Genomic DNA, 17,205 nt, shown 5'->3' with positions numbered 1-17,205 from the left:
TATCCTCCACCGACACTCCGCCGCTGCCAAGCCGATCACCACCGGCTCTTTGCCGTCGGACGGCGCCGTGCCGTGGCGTTTTCGAGGTCACGGGGACAATGATGGGGTGGCCGGTGGGAGCCGGTGGACCCCGAGGTGAGCGAGGAATGATGACCACGGCGAAACAGTCGGTGACCGCGGAGACCTCCGCCGCCGACCACGATGCGGTCCTCACCGAGCTGGCGGAGGCGCTACGGCGGGTCCGGGGCGGTGACCTCAAGGTGCGGTTGCCCCGGCGCTCGGGCGCGGCCGGTGAGGTGGCGGACGCCTTCAACGACGTGGTGTCGCTCCAGGAGCGGCAGCACCTGGACCTGCGCCGGATCAGTCGGGTCGTGGGCCGCGACGGCCGGCTGACCGAGCGCCTGGACGAGGAGGGGCTGGACGGCTCCTGGGCGGAGGGTCAGCGGGCGGTCAACTCGCTGATCGACGACCTGGGCCGGCCCACCACCGAGATCGCCCGGGTCATCGTGGCGGTCGCCGACGGTGACCTCACCCAGCACATGGCGCTGGAGATCGACGGTCGCCCGCTGCGTGGTGAGTACCTGCGCATCGGCCGCACGGTCAACACCATGGTCGACCAGCTCTCGTCGTTCTCCAACGAGGTGACCCGGGTGGCCCGGGAGGTGGGCACCGAGGGCAAGCTGGGTGGCCAGGCCGACGTCCGTGGCGTCGCCGGCACCTGGAAGGACCTCACCGACTCGGTGAACACCATGGCGTCGAACCTGACCGGTCAGGTGCGGTCGATCTCCCAGGTGGCGACCGCGGTGGCCAAGGGTGACCTCTCCCAGAAGATCACCGTCAGTGCTCGCGGCGAGGTCGCCGAGCTGGCCGACACGATGAACTCGCTGACCGACACGCTGCGTCTCTTCGCCGAGCAGGTGACGCGGGTGGCCCGTGAGGTGGGTACCGAGGGCAAGCTGGGTGGCCAGGCGGAGGTGCCGGGCGTCGCGGGCACCTGGAAGGACCTGACCGACAGCGTCAACTCGATGGCGTCGAACCTGACCGCCCAGGTGCGCAACATCGCTCAGGTCTCCACGGCGGTCGCCCGGGGTGACCTGTCGCAGAAGATCACCGTGGCCGCGCAGGGCGAGATCCTGGAACTCAAGGACACCGTCAACACGATGGTGGACCAGTTGTCGTCGTTCGCCGACGAGGTGACCCGGGTGGCCCGTGAGGTGGGTACCGAGGGCAAGCTGGGCGGTCAGGCGCAGGTACGCGGCGTCTCCGGCACCTGGCGTGACCTCACCGAGAACGTCAACCAGCTCGCCGGCAACCTGACCAGCCAGGTCCGCAACATCTCCCAGGTCTCCACCGCCGTCGCCAAGGGCGACCTGAGCCAGAAGATCACTGTCGACGCCCGGGGCGAGATCCTGGAGCTGAAGAACACCGTCAACACGATGGTGGACCAGTTGTCGTCGTTCGCCGACGAGGTGACCCGGGTGGCCCGTGAGGTGGGTACCGAGGGCAAGCTGGGCGGTCAGGCGCAGGTCAAGGGCGTCAGCGGTACGTGGCGGGATCTGACCGACAACGTGAACTCGATGGCGTCGAACCTGACCAGCCAGGTGCGGAACATCGCCTCGGTGACCACGGCCGTCGCGCGCGGTGACCTGTCGCAGAAGATCACGGTGGATGCCCGGGGTGAGATCCTGGAGTTGAAGTCGACGGTGAACACGATGGTGGATCAGCTGTCGTCGTTCGCCGACGAGGTGACCCGGGTGGCCCGTGAGGTGGGCACCGAGGGCAACCTCGGCGGTCAGGCGCAGGTCAAGGGCGTCAGCGGTACGTGGCGGGATCTGACCGACAACGTGAACTCCATGGCGTCGAACCTGACCGCCCAGGTGCGCAACATCGCCCAGGTCTCCACGGCGGTGGCCAAGGGCGACCTGAGCCAGAAGATCACCGTGGATGCCCGGGGCGAGATCCTGGAGTTGAAGTCGACGGTGAACACGATGGTGGATCAGCTGTCGTCGTTCGCCGACGAGGTGACCCGGGTGGCCCGTGAGGTGGGCACCGAGGGCAAGCTGGGCGGTCAGGCCCAGGTACGCGGCGTCGCCGGCACCTGGCGGGATCTGACCGACAACGTGAACTCGATGGCGTCGAACCTGACCAGCCAGGTGCGCAACATCGCCTCGGTCACCACCGCCGTGGCCAACGGTGACCTGTCGCAGAAGATCACGGTCGACGCGCAGGGCGAGATCCTGGAGCTGAAGAACACCGTCAACACGATGGTGGACCAGTTGTCGTCGTTCGCCGACGAGGTGACCCGGGTGGCCCGGGAGGTGGGCACCGAGGGCAAACTGGGTGGTCAGGCGCAGGTCAAGGGGGTCTCCGGCACCTGGCGTGACCTCACCGAGAACGTCAACCAGCTCGCCTCGACGCTCACCACCCAGCTCCGGGCGATCGCCCGGGTCTCGACCTCCGTGACCCGGGGTGACCTCACCCAACGGATCGCGGTGAAGGCCCAGGGTGAGGTCGCCGAGCTGAAGGACAACATCAACCAGATGATCGTCACCCTGCGGGAGACGACCCACAAGAACGCCGAGCAGGGGTGGCTCGACTCCAACCTGGCCCGCATCGGCGGGCTGCTCCAGGGTCAGCGTGATCTCGGCGAGGTCTGCCGGATGATCATGCAGGAGGTCACTCCGCTCGTCGACGCGCAGCTCGGCGCGTTCTTCCTGGTGGACAACTCCGAGGGCGTGATGCGGCTGCGGTTGACCGCCTCGTACGGCTATGTGTCCCGGGGGCACGACGTGACCTTCGGACCGGGCGAGGGGCTGGTCGGCCAGGCCGCGCTGTCCCGGCGCACCATCCGGGTCGGCGCCGTACCGGACGGCCGGATCACGCTGCGGTCCGGGCTGGCCGACACCCCACCGGCGGACCTGGTCATCCTGCCGGTCCTGTTCGAGGGTGAGCTGCTCGGCGTGATCGAGTTCGCCACCGTCACACCCTTCTCCGAGCTGCACCTGTCGTTCCTGGAGCGGCTGGTCTCCACCATCGGCATCGCGGTCAACACCATCCAGGCGAACCGGCGTACGGAGGAACTGCTGGCCCAGTCGCAGCGGCTGGCGCACGAGTTGCAGGAGCAGTCGGCGGAGTTGCAGCGGACCAACGCCGAGCTGGAGGACAAGGCCAAGCTGCTGTCGGAGCAGAAGGCGAACATCGAGACCCAGAACCGGGAGATCGAACTGGCCCGGCTGGGCCTGGAGGACAAGGCGCAGCAGCTCACCCGGGCCTCGGCGTACAAGTCGGAGTTCCTGGCGAACATGAGCCACGAGCTGCGTACGCCGCTGAACTCGCTGCTGCTGCTGGCCCGGCTGCTGATGGAGAACTCGGAGCAGAACCTCACGCCGAAGCAGATCGAGTTCGCCCGCACGATCCACGGCTCCGGGTCGGACCTGCTACGCCTGATCGACGACATCCTGGACCTGTCCAAGATCGAGGCCGGGCGGATGGACGTCGAGCCGACCGAGGTCCGGTTCACCGAGATCTGCACCTACGTGGAGCAGGCGTTCGCCCCGCAGGCCGAGGAGAAGGGCCTGGACTTCCAGGTACGCATCGGCAAGGACCTGCCGCCGGCCGTGGTGACCGACGCGCAGCGGCTCCAGCAGGTGCTGCGCAACCTGCTGTCGAACGCGGTGAAGTTCACCGACAACGGTGCGGTGACCCTGCGCATCTCCCGAGCGCCGGAGCACGCGGTGTTCGACGTGCCGGCGCTGACGAACGCCCGACAGGTGATCGCCTTCACGGTGATCGACACCGGCATCGGGATCTCCGACGACAAGCTGTCGCTGATCTTCGAGGCGTTCCAGCAGGCGGACGGGACCACCAGCCGCCGGTACGGCGGTACCGGGCTGGGCCTGTCGATCAGTCGCGATCTGGCCCGGTTGATCGGTGGCACCATCACGGTCGCCTCGGCACCCGGTCAGGGATCGACGTTCACGCTCTACCTGCCCGACGTGCTGGCGCCGGACGCGGTGGTGGCACCCGCCCCACCGTCACCGCAGCGGGCGGGGCTGCCGTCCTCGCTGCTGATGCCGCCGATGGAGCTGCTGTCGGAGGCACCCGAGGCACCGAAGACCCGTCAGCTGGACGGTGCGACCGTGCTGATCGTCGACGACGACGTGCGTAACGTCTTCGCGTTGACCAGCGCGCTCGAACTGCACGGCATGACCGTGCTGTACGCCGACAACGGCGCCGACGGGGTCCGTCTGTTGGCCGAACACCCGGAGGTCGATATCGTCCTGATGGATGCGATGATGCCCGATCAGGACGGATACGAGACAACCCGGCAGATCAGGCGTAACCACCGGTTCGCGGACCTGCCGATCGTGTTCCTGACCGCGAAGGCGATGCCGGGCGACCGGGAGTCGGCGATCGCGGCCGGAGCCAGCGATTACATCACCAAGCCGGTCGACCTGGACCAACTGATCGAGCTGATGGGGACCTGGATCAGTGGCAGCCGTACCGAGGAGGGCTCGTGACGCAGGTGGCGAAGGCGCTGCTGGTCGATGATCGCCGGGAGAACCTGATGGCCCTGGAGGCGATCCTCCAGGGGCTGCCGGTGCAGTCGGTCGCCGTGGAGAGCGGTGAGGCGGCGCTGAAGCAGTTGCTCGTGGACGACTTCGCGGTGATCCTGCTGGACGCCCAGATGCCGGACATGGACGGGTTCGAGACGGCCAGCCACATCAAGCGGCGGGAGCGTACCCGGCACGTTCCGATCATCTTCCTGACCGCTGCCGACCGGGACGCTCAACTGGCCCTGCGCGGCTACGCGGCCGGTGCGGTGGACTACCTCACCAAGCCGTTCGACCCCTGGGTGCTGCGGGCCAAGGTCTCCGTCTTCGTCGAGCTGTGGACCAAGACCCGCCAACTGGCCGCGCAGTCCGAGATGGTCCGCGAGCGCGACGCCCAGTGGCGGTTGCTCACCAACGCCGTCGACGAGGCCACCACCCTGCTCCGCGACACCGACGACCCGGAGTCCCACTCCCGCGCCGTAACCCTCCTGGAACAAGCCCGCTGGGGCACCACCCCCGACTAACCCACCCATCCCACCCCACCCCCGACCGCGTTGATCATGAGGTTAGCGGCACTTTCAAAGATCAAGATCGCCGCTAACCTCATGATCAACAAGGGTCTGCGGGGGTGGGACGGGGGTCAGGGGGTGGGGGTGTCGTTGCGGATCATCAGGGCGCTGCGTAGGCCGGTGATGTCCAGGACGCGGAGCAGGAACTCGCCGACGTTCGTCAGCACGAGCAGGCTCTGGGCGTGGCTGGCCTTGCGGCTGAGGACGACCAGGGTGCCCAGACCCTGCGAATCGCAGAACGTCACGCCCGCGAGATCCAGCACGATCCGGGGCGGGGGCTCGGTGAGAACCTCGTTGACGACGGTCGACAGCTGGGCGGCCGTTTGCATGTCGATCTCACCGGCAAGGCGCAGCACTGCTTCGTCGCCCGTCCGGTGTACGGTGATGGACAGTTCGGCACGATCCACCGGGTCAGCCTATCGCGATCTCCGTCGCCCGGCCTGTCGAGGCGTGCCGTCCCGGCGCAGCGTGCCGGGGGTGAGCCCGGTAACCCCAAGCCGGGGTGGCTGCCGATCCGCAGCCGGGCGCTGACACAATGGCGGCATCGTGACCGAGGTGTTTACCGCCGGATCCGACCGCTACCCGGTCGACGCGCCGGCCTCAGCGGCCCTGTTCGACCGCGCCTGCGCCATCGTGCCGGGCGGGGTGAACTCACCTGTGCGCGCCTTCCGGGCGGTCGGCGGCACCCCACGCTTCATGGTCCGGGGTGAGGGCCCGTGGCTCCATGACGCGGACGGTCGCCGTTACGTCGACCTGGTCTGCTCCTGGGGCCCGCTGATCCTGGGCCACGCCCACCCCGAGGTGGTCGCGGCCGTGCAGGCCGCCGCCGCCAACGGCACCAGTTTCGGTACGCCCACCCCCGGCGAGGTCGAGCTGGCCGACGAGATCGTCGCGCGTACCCCGGTCGAGCAGGTCCGGCTGGTCAACTCGGGCACCGAGGCGACCATGTCGGCGATCCGCCTGGCCCGTGGTTACACCGGCCGCTCGAAGATCATCAAGTTCGCCGGCTGCTACCACGGGCACGTCGACGCGCTGCTGGCCGCCGCCGGCTCCGGCGTGGCCACCCTGGGCCTGCCCGATTCGCCGGGAGTCACCGGCGCGGCGGCCGGCGAGACGATCGTGCTGCCCTACAACGACGTGACCGCCGTCGAGGCGGCCTTCGCCGCCGAGGGCCAGCACATCGCCGCCGTGATCACCGAGGCCGCGCCGGGCAACATGGGTGTGGTCGCTCCCCGCGACGGGTTCAACGCCCAGTTGGCCCGGATCGCCCACGCGCACGGCGCACTGCTGATCGTCGACGAGGTGATGACCGGGTTCCGGGTCTCCCGCGCCGGCTGGCACGGACTCGACCCGGTCGAGGCGGACCTGTGGACGTACGGCAAGGTCATGGGCGGTGGGCTGCCCGCCGCGGCGTTCGGCGGGCGGGCGGAGATCATGTCGCGACTGGCGCCCGCCGGCCCCGTCTACCAGGCCGGCACCCTCTCCGGGAACCCGCTCGCCTGCGCGGCCGGGCTGACCACGCTGCGGCTCGCCGACGACGCGCTCTACCGCCGGCTGGACGACACGGCCGCCACGGTGGGCAGGCTCGCCACCGACGCGCTGGCCGCCGCCGGGGTCCCACACCGACTGTCGTACGCGGGCAACATGTTCTCGATCTTCTTCACCGACGCCGACGTGGTCGACTACGACAGCGCCCGCACCCAGCAGGTGCCGGCGTTCAAGGCGTTCTTCCACGCGATGCTCGCCGCCGGGGTCTACCTGCCGCCGAGCGCGTTCGAGTCCTGGTTCGTCTCGGCGGCGATCGACGATGCCGCCCTGGAACAGCTCGCCGGCGCGCTGCCGACGGCGGCCAACGCGGCGGCAGCGGCCGGTCACGGGGGGTAGCGGTGAGCGCGAGGAGTGAGCCGGTTTTGCGAGCCCCGCAGTCGCGAACAAGGGGGCGTAACGGTGAGTAAGACGGTGGTCCATGTGCTTCGGCACGGCGAGGTGTACAACCCGGAGGGCATCCTCTACGGCCGCCTGCCCGGTTTCCGCCTCAGCGAACTGGGCGTCCAGATGGCCAAGGCCGCCGCGCAGGGGCTCGCCGAACGCGAGGTCGTGCACGTGGCGGCCAGCCCGCTGGAACGCGCGCAGCAGACCGCCGAGCCGATCGCCGCCCAGTTCCGGCTGCCGGTCGGGGTGGACGAGCGGCTGATCGAGAGCGCCAACTGGTTCGAGGGCAAGAAGGTCTCCCCGGGCGACGGCTCGTTCCGCGACCCGCGCAACTGGTGGGTGCTGCGTGACCCGGTGACCCCGTCGTGGGGCGAGGCGTACCGGGCGATCGCCGAGCGGATGTTCGCCGCGCTGCACGCCGCCCGGATCGCCGCCGAGGGCCGGGAGGCCGTCCTGGTCTCCCACCAGCTGCCGATCTGGACGCTGCGCCGCTACGTGGAGCGCAAGCGGCTGTGGCACGACCCACGTCGCCGGCAGTGCGGACTGGCCTCGCTCACCACGTTCCACTTCGACGGCGCCAAGATCGTCGGCATTGGCTACTCCGAGCCGGCCGCGCACCTGGTGGCGATGTCGCCGACCGCGCGGACGGCCAAGGGGGCCTGAGATGGGTGCCGGGAGGCTGGCCGCTGGCCTGCTCGCCACCGCGACCGCCGCGGTGGTCCTGACCGGCTGCACGGCCGACGGTAGGGAGTCCGCCTGCGACAGCGCCGGCGGCATCGTCGAGTGCGCCCCAGAGCAGCGCTCCGCCGCCCCGAAGATCGCCGGTGAGCTGCTGGCCGGCGGTTCCTACGACGTGGCCGACCAGCGGGGCAACGTCGTGGTGGTCAACTTCTGGGGCTCCTGGTGTGCGCCGTGCCGGGCCGAGGCCGACGACCTGGAGAACACCTACCAGGCGACGAAGGACTCCGGGGTGACCTTCCTCGGCATCAACGTGCAGGACAGCCGGGACAAGGCCATCGCCTTCGAGGAGGGCCGGGTCAGCTACCCGAGCATCTTCGACCCGGGCAGCCGGCTCGCCCTCGACATGGACATCCCGCCGAACACCATCCCGGCCACCGTCGTGCTGGACCGGGAGGGCCGCATCGCCACGGTAATCCGGGCGGCGGTCCGGCAGGAGGGGCTGCAACCCATCGTCGAGCGGATCGCCGCCGAGACACCCGCCCCGGCCGGTCAGCGCTGATGGGCGGGACATTCGGTCAGCTCGCCGAGTCCGGCCCGTTGCTGCTGGCGTTGGGCGCGGCGGCGCTGGCCGGTCTGGTCAGCTTCCTGTCGCCGTGCGTGCTGCCGCTGATGCCCGGCTACCTCTCGTACGTCACCGGCCTGGCCGGCACGGACCTAGAAGGTCGGCAGGAGCCGACGCCAGCGGAGTCACCAGGTGGCGGTGGCGTCGGCACGGCCGTACGGGAACGCAGCCGGGTCGTCCCGGCGGTGAAGGGCCGGGTGCTGGCCGGGACGCTGCTGTTCATCGCCGGCTTCACTGTCGTGTTCACCGCCACCGCGGTCCTGTTCAGCGGGGTCGGCCGGGTCTTCTTCGACCACGAACGGACGCTGGAGATCATCGTCGGCGGGCTCATCGTCGTGCTCGGTCTGGGCTACCTCGGTGCGCTGCCCGGGTTCCAGCGTGAGTTCCGGATCAACCGGCTACCCGCCGCCGGGCTGCTCGGCGCGCCCGTGCTCGGTGCCGTGTTCGCGCTGAGCTGGGTGCCGTGCACCGGTCCCACCCTGGCCGCGGTGCTCGGCATGGCCACCACCAGCGGGCAGACCGACCGGGCGGTGGTGCTGGCCGTGGCGTACTGCCTCGGGCTGGGCCTGCCGTTCGTCGTCTTCGGGTTGGGCTTCAACCGCCTGCTGGGGGTCTTCCGGACGGTGCGTCGGCACAGCCGCTGGGTCACCCGGATCGGCGGGGCGCTGCTGATCCTGATCGGGCTGGCGCTGGTCACCGGCGGCTGGACCAACGTGGTGATCTGGTTGCAGACCACCGTCGGGGTGGGCAACTTCGAGGTGGGCATCTGATGACTGCCGTGGATGACCGGCCCGCCACCCCGGCCGAGGCGCCCCGGCGCCGCCCCAACCCGCTGCTCGCGCTGCTGCGCAACTCGTGGCGGCAGCTGACCAGCATGCGTACGGCGCTGGTGCTGCTCTTCCTGCTCGCCGTCGCCGCGATCCCCGGGTCGGTGCTGCCGCAGCGTGGGGTCAACCCGGAGGACGTACGCGACTTCTACACCGCCAACCCCGACCTGGCTCCGCTGCTCGACCGGGTGGGCGCGTTCGAGGCGTTCAGCTCGGTCTGGTTCTCCGCGATCTACCTGCTGCTGTTCACCTCGCTGATCGGGTGTATCACGCCCCGGCTGCGCGACCACGTCCGGGCGCTGCGGGCCCGGCCGCCGGCCGTACCGAAGAGGTTGGAGCGGCTGCCGCAGCACGCGGTGGTGCCCGCGCCCGAGGGCGGCGCGGCGGCGGTCGCGGAGACGCTGCGGCGACGGCGGTGGCGGGTGACGGTACGCGGTGACGAGGTCTCCGCCGAGAAGGGCTACCTCAAGGAGACCGGCAACCTGATCTTCCACAGCTCGATGGTGCTGGTGCTGGTCGGTGTCGCGCTCGGTTCCTGGTACGGCTGGCACGGCAACCGGCTGCTGGTCGCCGGAGCGGACCAGGTCTTCTGCAACACCCGCCAGCAGTACGCCGAGGCCAAGTTCGGACCGCGCGTCGGTGACGACCTGCCCCGGTTCTGCATGCAGTTGGACGAGTTCGACGCGCGGTTCCTGCCGAACGGCCAGGCGTCCTCGTTCAACGCGAAGGTGACCGTGGACGAGGACGGCGGCGCGCCGCGCCAGGCCGAGTTCTCGGTCAACTCACCGTTGCGCCTCGACGGCGCGAACGTCTACCTGCTCGGGCACGGCTACGCCCCGGTGATCCGGTACACCGACCGGTTCGGCCGCACGCAGACCAGCGCCGTGCCGTTCCTCACCACCGGTGACATCGGGCTGACCGGTGAGGGACTGGCCGCCTTCCCGGACGCCAACGTCGACCCGGAGACCGGCGAGCGGAACCCGGACCTCCAGGTGGCCTTCTCCGGGCTCTACCTGCCGACCGCACCGCAGCAACCGCCGTTCGTCCGCTCGGAGCATCCGACCGAGCAGAATCCGCTGCTCGACCTGGTGGCGTACCGGGGGAACCTGGGACTCGACGCCGGCATCCCCGGCTCGGTCTACCAGCTCGACCAGCGTCAGGTACGCAACGGCCGGCTCACCGAGATCGGCGCGAAGCAACTGCGGATCGGGGAGAGCTGGACGCTGGACGACGGCACCACCGTCGAGTTCGTGGCCACGCAGCGGTACATCGTGCTGTCGGTACGGCACGACCCGGGCATGATGCTGCTGCTGGTCAGCTCCATCGGGCTGGTGCTGGGGCTGATGGGTTCGCTGTTCGTCAGGCGTCGGCGGGTGTTCGTCCGGCTGCTGCCGGCTGCGCCGGGTGACCCCGGCGGTGGATCTCCGACGGGCGGTAGTAGTTTGGTCGAGGTGGCTGGTCTGCCGCGTACCGAGCATCCCGGGTTCGCCGCCGAGTTCGCCCAACTGGTCACCGCGATCGGTGGACGATCCGGTGACGCCGGCACCGACCCGGGCGCGCCGGCCCGGGCACGGGAAGGAGCCGAGTGATGTCCGCACTCTCCGATCAGCTGGTGTCGATCGCCACGCTGGTGTACCTGCTGGCGATGATCAGTCACGCCGTCGAGTACGCCCTGGGCAACTCGCGCGCCAGGGCGGTCGCGGCACCGTCCCGCGAGCTGGTCGGTGCGGGGGTGGGCGCGGGCCCGACCGTTGCGGTGACGGCTGGTGGCGCTGTGGTGGGCCCGGCCGGTCGAGCCGGACGCGCCGCGCGGCGGGCGGAGCTGGGCGGTCGGATCGCGGTCGGGTTGACCGCCGTGGCCGCCGCGCTGCACCTGGCGGCCCTGGTCACCCGCGGCCTCGCCGCCGACCGGATGCCGTGGGGCAACATGTACGAGTTCGTGCTGACGGTCTCGTTCATCGGGGTCGCCGCCTGGCTGACCGTGCTGGTGAAGTGGCCGTTCCTGCGCCGCCTCGGGCTGTTCCTGACGCTGGTGATGGTGCTGCTGGTGGCCACCGCCGAACTGGTGCTCTACACCCCGATCGTGCCGCTGGTGCCGGCGCTCAACTCGTACTGGTTCGTCGTGCACGTGTCGACGATCGTCTTCGCGTCCGGTCTGTTCCTGCTGGGCGTGGTGCCGGCGGCGGCGTACCTGATGCGGGCGGGTTACGAGGACGGCAGGCGCAGCTTCCCGTACACCCTGGCGAAGCGGCTGCCGGCGGCAGCCGGGCTGGAACGGCTCACCTTCGTGCTGCACGCCTTCTCGTTCCCGATCTTCACCTTTGCGGTCATCGCCGGGGCGATCTGGGCCGAAGCGGCCTGGGGCCGCCCGTGGGCCTGGGACCCGAAGGAGACCTGGGCGTTCATCTCCTGGGTGGTGTACGCCGGCTACCTGCACGCCCGGGCCACGCCGAGCGTGCGCCGGAGCACGGCCACCTGGCTGGCCATCCTCGGCTTCCTGACCGTGCTGATGAACCTCTTCGGCGTGAACATCTTCTTCGAGGGCCTGCACTCCTACGGCGGCCTCTGACCCGCAAGACGTATAACTGCACTTATAATAACTGTGGTTATACATCTTGCAGGATGGTGGTCGTGAGCCTCATCAAGCCTCCAGAGATCTTCGATCGAGAAGTCGAGTGGGCCGAGTTGGCCCGGTTCGCCACCGACGAACGGCCCGGCGCCACGTTGGGCGTGGTCAGCGGACGCCGCCGGCAAGGGAAGACCCTCCTGCTGTACGAGTTGGCGCGCGCCACGGGCGGCTTCTACTTCGGGGCTACCGAGGCGACTTCGACGGAATCGCTTCGGCGGCTCGGGGAGGCGCTTGGCCGGTACACGGACAGTCCAGGTCCGGTGCACCTGGCGGACTGGTCGAGTGCTGTCGACGCGCTGTTGGCCCTGGGCCGGTCTCGGCCGGTCCCGGTGGTGATCGACGAATTCCCCTACCTGGCTCGGGCGAGTCGCGACCTGCCGTCGGTGATCCAGCATGCGTTCACGCCGGGCCGACCCGAGCGGACCGGCTCGCATACCCGCCTTCTACTGTGCGGCTCCGCGCTTTCCTTCATGGGCGGGTTGCTGGCCGGCTCCGCGCCGCTCCGGGGGCGGGCCGGGCTCGAACTGCCGGTCGCTCCCCTCGACTATCGGGCGGCCGCGGCCTTCTGGGAGGTCAGTGATCCGTTGCTCGCGGCCAAGGTGTTCGCAATCGTGGGTGGCACACCGGCCTATCGCCGGGAGTACGTCCAGGACGACGCACCGGAAGGGCCTGACGACTTCGATGACTGGGTGGTGCGTGCCGTGCTGAATCCCGCCCGGCCGCTCTTCCGCGAGGCGCGGTACCTCCTCGCTGAGGATCCGGATCTGCGGGACGCGGCGCTCTATCACTCCGTTCTCGCGGCGGTGGCCGAGGGGAACGGCACGCGCGGCGGGATCGCTGGCTTCATCGGGCGCAAGAGCACTGACCTGCACCACCCGCTCACCGTGCTGGAGGATGCCGGTCTCCTGGTTCGGGAGCCGGACCCGCTGCGTAGCGGCCGTAGCCGTTACCGCATCAACGAGCCCTTGATTACCTTCTATCAGGCGGTCATGCGGCCGGCCTGGACGGCCTTGGAGCAGCGGCGGGGCCCGGAGGTCTGGCGACGTTCCCAGCGGCGGTACGCCAGCGCGGTGCTCGGTCCGTCGTTCGAAGAGGTGGTCCGGCAGTGGGCAGTACGTTTCGCCGCTCCCGAGACGTTTGGCGGCATCGCCGCCGAGGCGAGTCCCGCCGTTCTCGTCGATCAGGTCAGCCGGACCAGTCTGGAACTGGACCTCGTCGCGCTCGGCGAGCCGCCACTCGGCGACGGGCCACGCCCGCTGCTCGCCGTCGGCGAAGTCAAGTGGGGGCGGATGTTGGGCCTGGCTGACCTGGACCGGCTCGCCCGGGCGCGAGACCTGCTCGTCGCTCGTCCTGGTCTGGACGCCCGGGACACCCGGTTGCTGCTGGCCAGTGGCGCGGGGTTCACCGATGACCTGTGGGCGGCCAGCCGCCACCGGTCCGACGTGATCCTCGCCGACCCCACGCGTCTCTACACCGCAGACTGACCCGTGACCTGGATCTGTCGATGTTCCGCCGATGCTGCGGTGAGGCGCGCACCCATGGCCACCATGCTGCCGTCTCAGCTTGGATCTAGGGCCGACAGCGGCCGGTGCAGGGTGTCGCTCACCCGCAGGGTGACCTGGTAGGCGACCTCCGGTACATCGGACAGCTCGATGCGCTCGGACCGCAGTGCGAGCTGTGCGTGCAACTCGCGGGCGATGGCGTCGCGCAGCTCGACCTGTAGCGGCGACAGCCCGTCCGGCTGGCCCACGACGTACGCATCCGACATGCCGTAATGCTGTCGTCGCCCGCCGTCCCGGTCCACTGCTGGTGAGATTTCCCCCAGGTGCGTCGAGATCTTGGACATTTCCCGGTCAGCGGAGGGCTTGGCGGGAGAGGAAGTCGGCTCGGCGGATCACCTCGGGCAGGCGGTAGCGGCGGCTCAGATCGAGCGTGATCGTGGTCGCCAGGTCGAGGCTGGTGCGGTGACCGACCGAGACGAACACCGGCTTGACGTCGGTCTGGGTACGCAGCACCCGACCCAGCACCTCGTCGCCCTCGCGCAGCGGCGACCAGTCGCCCCGCCGGGTGCCCGGCTCGTCGTACGCACCGACGAAGGGCGTCTTCGCCACCCCGAAGGTGGGCAGCCCGGTCAGCACGCCCAGGTGGCAGGCGAGCCCGAACCGCCGGGGATGGGCGACGCCGTACCCGTCGCAGACCACCACCTCGGGCTGGTGGTCGAGCCGGCCCAGCGCCGTCAACAGGATCGGCACCTCCCGGAAGGCCAGCAGCCCCGGCACGTACGGGAAGCTCACCTGGCCGGGTACCACGGCTGACTCCACCTCGGCACCGTCGGCCAGGTCGATGACCACGGCGGCGGCGACGATCCGGGGCGAGTCCTTGTGGTACGACACGTCCACACCCGCGACCAGCCTCGGCGCCGCGTCCAGGCAGTCAACCAGGTCGAGGCGCTGCCGCAACTCCTGCTGAATCCGCTCCGCCTCCGCCACGGAAATCGGCGAGCTGGCCGCCGCGCCCCGGCCCTCGGAGATGGCCTCAGCGCCCCGGCCCTCGGAGGCGGCCGACGCGCCCGGTTTCTCGACCACCGCCGGCTTGTCGTCGGAGCAAGGCCGGTCGGCGGGGACGGTCGTCATGAGGTGCGAGCGTACGACCAATCGGTACCTGACAGGTCGTCGCCGACGGCCCGACGGCCCGAGGGCCCGACGGCCGGGCGGTCAGTCGGTGGGTTGTGGGCGGGGTGCGCGGGGCGCGGCCCAGCCGAGGAAGCGGTCGTGCAGCGCGGCCGGCTTCGGTGCGTCGTGCGGGTTGAGGCGGTACAGGTCGTCGACGGCGTCGTACAGCGTCCCGGCCAGGTAGATCGACAGGGCCACGTGGCTGTCCCGGTACTCGGCGAGAAGGGCCAGCCGGGCGGTGGCGCAGGGCCACGGTGCGGCGCAGGCTCGACACAGCCAGAGCGGCCGGAGCGGTACGTGGAACCGCGCGGTCATCTGCCTACCTCCTCTGGAGGCGGGGCCGTCCGTCGCCGACGTGCCGGACGGCCCCGCTTCGGTCGCGCCCGTCCTTTTCGGGTCGGATCCGGGCGGTTCCGATGGGGACAGTCTGGCCAGATGCCGACTACGCTCGGAAGGCAATCGATCGCCCTGTGTGCCTGGCGTGGCCGCCGGTGAGGGCGGTGAGAACGCGGGACACGTGGGTGAGGAGTGGTGCGGGTGGACGAGCGGTCGCGGGTGCTGATCGAGGAGCTGCGGCACATGCGGGCGGCGCGCAAGGTGACCCAGGAGGAGCTGGCTCGGGCGATCAACTACTCGCCGTCCACGGTGGCCATGGTGGAGACCGAGGCGCGCAAGCCGCCACCCGACTTCTGGGAGCGGGCGGACGCGGCGCTCGACACCGGTGGCGCGTTCGTCCGGATGCTGGCCCGGCTCGGTTCGCCGCAGTGGATGCGGGAGTGGGAGGCCAACGAGCGGCAGGCCACCGTGCTGCGCTCGTTCCAGAACACGGTGGTGCCGGGGCTGCTGCAAACCTCGGCGTACGCCCGCGCGCTGTTCCGCAGCGTCGGCCTCTACGACGACGCGGAGGTGGAGCGGCGGGTGGAGGCGCGACTGGCCCGGCAGGCGGTGCTCGCCGGCGAGCGACCGCCGCAACTGGTCACCGTGCTCGATGAACACGTGCTGCGCCGCCCGGTCGGTGGGCCGGTGGTGATGCGCGAGCAACTGTGGCGGCTGGTCAAGCTGGCCACCGAGCACGCCCGGGTACGACTGCACGTGGTGCCCGCCTCGGTCGGCGCGTATCCGGGTGTCGCCGGGGCCTTCGTGCTGGCTACCCTTCCGGGTGGGGAGGATGTGGCCTATCTGGACGATCAGCTCAAGGGGCAGGTGATCGACCACACCGAGGACGTGCTGGCGATCCGGGCCTCCTGGGAGGCGATCCAGGGCGAGGCGCTGCCGCCCCGGCAGTCGATCGAGTTGTTGACGGAGGTGGCGGAGTCATGGCGGAGCTGACCGACGCCCGGTGGCGCACCAGCACCCGGAGCAGCACCAACGGCGGAGACTGCGTCGAGGTGGCCGACAACCTGCCCGGCCTGGTCGCGGTCCGGGACAGCAAGGACCGCGACGGCGCGGTGCTGACCTTCGGCCCGGCGGCCTGGCGGGCGTTCCTGGAGGTGCTCCCGGTCAGCCGGTGAACCAACCCGGGATGTCGAGCCGGAACCAGTTGGCGGGGGTGACTCTCCGCAGGTCGTCCTCGATGGCGGCCACCCGATCCGCGCCGAGCGCTTCCGTCCAGCGCTGCCGCAGCTCGTCGAAGACGACCGCCGACCGGCGCAGCCCGTCGAGCCCGTACGGGGTCAGCCGGACCAGCTTGCGCCGGGCGTCGCGGGGGTCGTCGGCGCGTTCCAGGTAGCCGAGGGCGACCAGTCGGTCGACGGTCTTGCCGGCGGCCTGCTTGGAGACGCCCAGTCGGTTGCCCAGTTCGGAGGCGGTGGTGCCGTCGGTGCCGACGGCCTGGAGCACGAATCCGTGCAGCGGACGCAACTCCGGATGGCCCTGCCGGGCCAGCTCGGCGTGCAGGTCGTCGATGAGCGTCCGGAAACCGGCAAGCAGCAGCAGCGGCAGCACGAAGCCGGGGCGCGGGGGATCAGGCGTTGGCAATTTCGACAACCTGGTTTACGGTTTGGTCAACCACGTTGACCAAACTACGGCAAGGGGTGTCACCATGTCCACGTACGCCTTCACCACCCACACCGTCGACACCGCTCCGGAGGCCGCCCGGCCCACCATGGCCGGGGTGCACCGCAGGATCGGTTACCTGCCCGGCGCGGTCGGCCTGATGGCCGAGTCGCCCGAACTGCTCACCGGCTTCCTGACCGCGAACGCCAGCTTCGAGAGCTGCGCGCTGGACCCGATCCAGCGGGAGGTCGTGGTGCTCACGGTCGCCGGCCGCAACGAATGCCACCTCTGCGTGGCCATGCACACCGCCACCCTCGTCCGGCACGGCGCCGCCGCCGAGCTGATCGACGCGCTGCGTGCGGGAGCGACGCTGCCCGACGAGCGGCTGGAGGCGCTGCGGTGCTTCACCCTGGCCGTGCTCGACAACCGGGGCGCGGTGCCCGACGCGGAGCTGGCCGCCTTCCTGGCTGCCGGCTACCAGCCCCGGCACGCCCTGGACGTGGTGCTCGGCGTCGGCACGTACACCATCTCCACCTTCGCCAACCGGCTCACCCGGGCACCGATCGACCCGCCCCTGACCGCGTACGCGTGGCAGCCGGCTGCCTGACCGGGGCGGGGCCGGGGGTGCGCCCGGCTTGGGCGGAGCAAGCATCGCGAAATCTGCCGGATGGCGGTGCCCCCGCGATCCGTTCACGCTCTCAGCTCGACAGGCCCGGACCCAGCCC

General features: G+C 70.4%; 17 protein-coding genes. 12 read left to right on the top strand and 5 right to left on the bottom strand.

Annotation, left to right across the window (positions count from 1 at the left end; all coding sequences use genetic code 11):
- Window positions 1–149: 149 nt before the first annotated feature.
- Window positions 150–4,520: a HAMP domain-containing protein gene (locus O3597_RS23545; RefSeq protein ID WP_164446564.1), complete on the top strand. Its 4,371-nt coding sequence runs from the start codon at window positions 150–152 to the stop codon at window positions 4,518–4,520.
- Window positions 4,517–5,077 carry a response regulator gene (locus O3597_RS23540; RefSeq protein WP_281602418.1) on the top strand — a complete coding sequence of 187 codons (561 nt, stop codon included), beginning with the start codon at window positions 4,517–4,519 and terminating at the stop codon, window positions 5,075–5,077. Before O3597_RS23545 ends, O3597_RS23540 begins: the two co-directional genes overlap by 4 nt.
- Window positions 5,078–5,193: 116 nt before the next feature.
- On the opposite strand, the gene O3597_RS23535 is transcribed toward O3597_RS23540, so the two are convergent.
- Window positions 5,194–5,529: an STAS domain-containing protein gene (locus tag O3597_RS23535; RefSeq protein ID WP_164446561.1), complete on the bottom strand. Its 336-nt coding sequence runs from the start codon at window positions 5,527–5,529 to the stop codon at window positions 5,194–5,196.
- A gap of 139 nt (window positions 5,530–5,668) precedes the next feature.
- On the opposite strand from O3597_RS23535, the gene hemL reads away from it, so the two are divergent.
- From hemL to O3597_RS23500, 7 genes are all read left to right on the top strand, one after another.
- Window positions 5,669–7,006 (top strand): glutamate-1-semialdehyde 2,1-aminomutase, encoded by a 1,338-nt coding sequence (gene hemL, locus O3597_RS23530; protein WP_281602417.1) that lies wholly within the window; start codon window positions 5,669–5,671, stop codon window positions 7,004–7,006.
- A 63-nt stretch (window positions 7,007–7,069) separates the two neighbouring features.
- Complete coding sequence (locus O3597_RS23525; protein WP_281602416.1) at window positions 7,070–7,717, top strand: histidine phosphatase family protein; 648 nt, start codon at window positions 7,070–7,072, stop codon at window positions 7,715–7,717.
- Between the two features lies 1 nt (window position 7,718).
- Complete coding sequence (locus O3597_RS23520; protein WP_164446558.1) at window positions 7,719–8,294, top strand: TlpA disulfide reductase family protein; 576 nt, start codon at window positions 7,719–7,721, stop codon at window positions 8,292–8,294.
- Window positions 8,294–9,127 carry a cytochrome c biogenesis protein CcdA gene (locus tag O3597_RS23515; protein ID WP_281602415.1) on the top strand — a complete coding sequence of 278 codons (834 nt, stop codon included), beginning with the start codon at window positions 8,294–8,296 and terminating at the stop codon, window positions 9,125–9,127. Before O3597_RS23520 ends, O3597_RS23515 begins: the two co-directional genes overlap by 1 nt.
- Window positions 9,127–10,773 carry a cytochrome c biogenesis protein ResB gene (locus O3597_RS23510; RefSeq protein ID WP_281602414.1) on the top strand — a complete coding sequence of 549 codons (1,647 nt, stop codon included), beginning with the start codon at window positions 9,127–9,129 and terminating at the stop codon, window positions 10,771–10,773. Before O3597_RS23515 ends, O3597_RS23510 begins: the two co-directional genes overlap by 1 nt.
- A complete protein-coding gene (ccsB, locus tag O3597_RS23505; protein WP_164446555.1) occupies window positions 10,773–11,753 on the top strand; it encodes a c-type cytochrome biogenesis protein CcsB in 981 nt (326 codons plus the stop codon). The genes O3597_RS23510 and ccsB overlap by 1 nt, the downstream gene beginning before the upstream one ends.
- A gap of 62 nt (window positions 11,754–11,815) precedes the next feature.
- Entirely contained in the window at window positions 11,816–13,297 is a 1,482-nt protein-coding gene (locus O3597_RS23500; RefSeq protein WP_281602413.1) for an ATP-binding protein, read from the top strand.
- Window positions 13,298–13,371: 74 nt separating this feature from the next.
- On the opposite strand, the gene O3597_RS23495 is transcribed toward O3597_RS23500, so the two are convergent.
- From O3597_RS23495 to O3597_RS23485, 3 genes are all read right to left on the bottom strand, one after another.
- Window positions 13,372–13,581: a hypothetical protein gene (locus O3597_RS23495; RefSeq protein WP_164446553.1), complete on the bottom strand. Its 210-nt coding sequence runs from the start codon at window positions 13,579–13,581 to the stop codon at window positions 13,372–13,374.
- An 85-nt stretch (window positions 13,582–13,666) separates the two neighbouring features.
- On the bottom strand, window positions 13,667–14,302 hold the full coding sequence (locus tag O3597_RS23490; protein ID WP_281604620.1) for an endonuclease V: 636 nt from the start codon (window positions 14,300–14,302) through the stop codon (window positions 13,667–13,669).
- 225 nt (window positions 14,303–14,527) lie between these two features.
- Complete coding sequence (locus O3597_RS23485) at window positions 14,528–14,800, bottom strand: hypothetical protein (RefSeq protein WP_281602412.1); 273 nt, start codon at window positions 14,798–14,800, stop codon at window positions 14,528–14,530.
- A gap of 222 nt (window positions 14,801–15,022) precedes the next feature.
- On the opposite strand from O3597_RS23485, the gene O3597_RS23480 reads away from it, so the two are divergent.
- Both O3597_RS23480 and O3597_RS23475 read left to right on the top strand, forming a co-directional pair.
- Entirely contained in the window at window positions 15,023–15,814 is a 792-nt protein-coding gene (locus O3597_RS23480) for a helix-turn-helix transcriptional regulator (protein ID WP_309246231.1), read from the top strand.
- Entirely contained in the window at window positions 15,802–15,996 is a 195-nt protein-coding gene (locus O3597_RS23475; RefSeq protein ID WP_164446551.1) for a DUF397 domain-containing protein, read from the top strand. The genes O3597_RS23480 and O3597_RS23475 overlap by 13 nt, the downstream gene beginning before the upstream one ends.
- On the opposite strand, the gene O3597_RS23470 is transcribed toward O3597_RS23475, so the two are convergent.
- Window positions 15,986–16,462, bottom strand: a complete 477-nt coding sequence (locus tag O3597_RS23470) for a MarR family winged helix-turn-helix transcriptional regulator (RefSeq protein WP_164446550.1) — start codon at window positions 16,460–16,462, stop codon at window positions 15,986–15,988. The genes O3597_RS23475 and O3597_RS23470 overlap by 11 nt on opposite strands.
- Window positions 16,463–16,526: 64 nt before the next feature.
- Here O3597_RS23470 and O3597_RS23465 point away from each other — a divergent pair, with 64 nt between their 5' ends.
- On the top strand, window positions 16,527–17,087 hold the full coding sequence (locus tag O3597_RS23465; protein ID WP_281602411.1) for a carboxymuconolactone decarboxylase family protein: 561 nt from the start codon (window positions 16,527–16,529) through the stop codon (window positions 17,085–17,087).
- Window positions 17,088–17,205 lie beyond the last annotated feature (118 nt).

Origin of the sequence: Verrucosispora sp. WMMA2044, assembly GCF_027497155.1 — a bacterium.
GTDB classification, from domain to species: domain Bacteria; phylum Actinomycetota; class Actinomycetes; order Mycobacteriales; family Micromonosporaceae; genus Micromonospora; species Micromonospora palythoicola.
The sequence above is the reverse complement of the archived record's forward strand: the minus strand, read 5'-3'. Positions and strand labels throughout refer to the sequence as shown.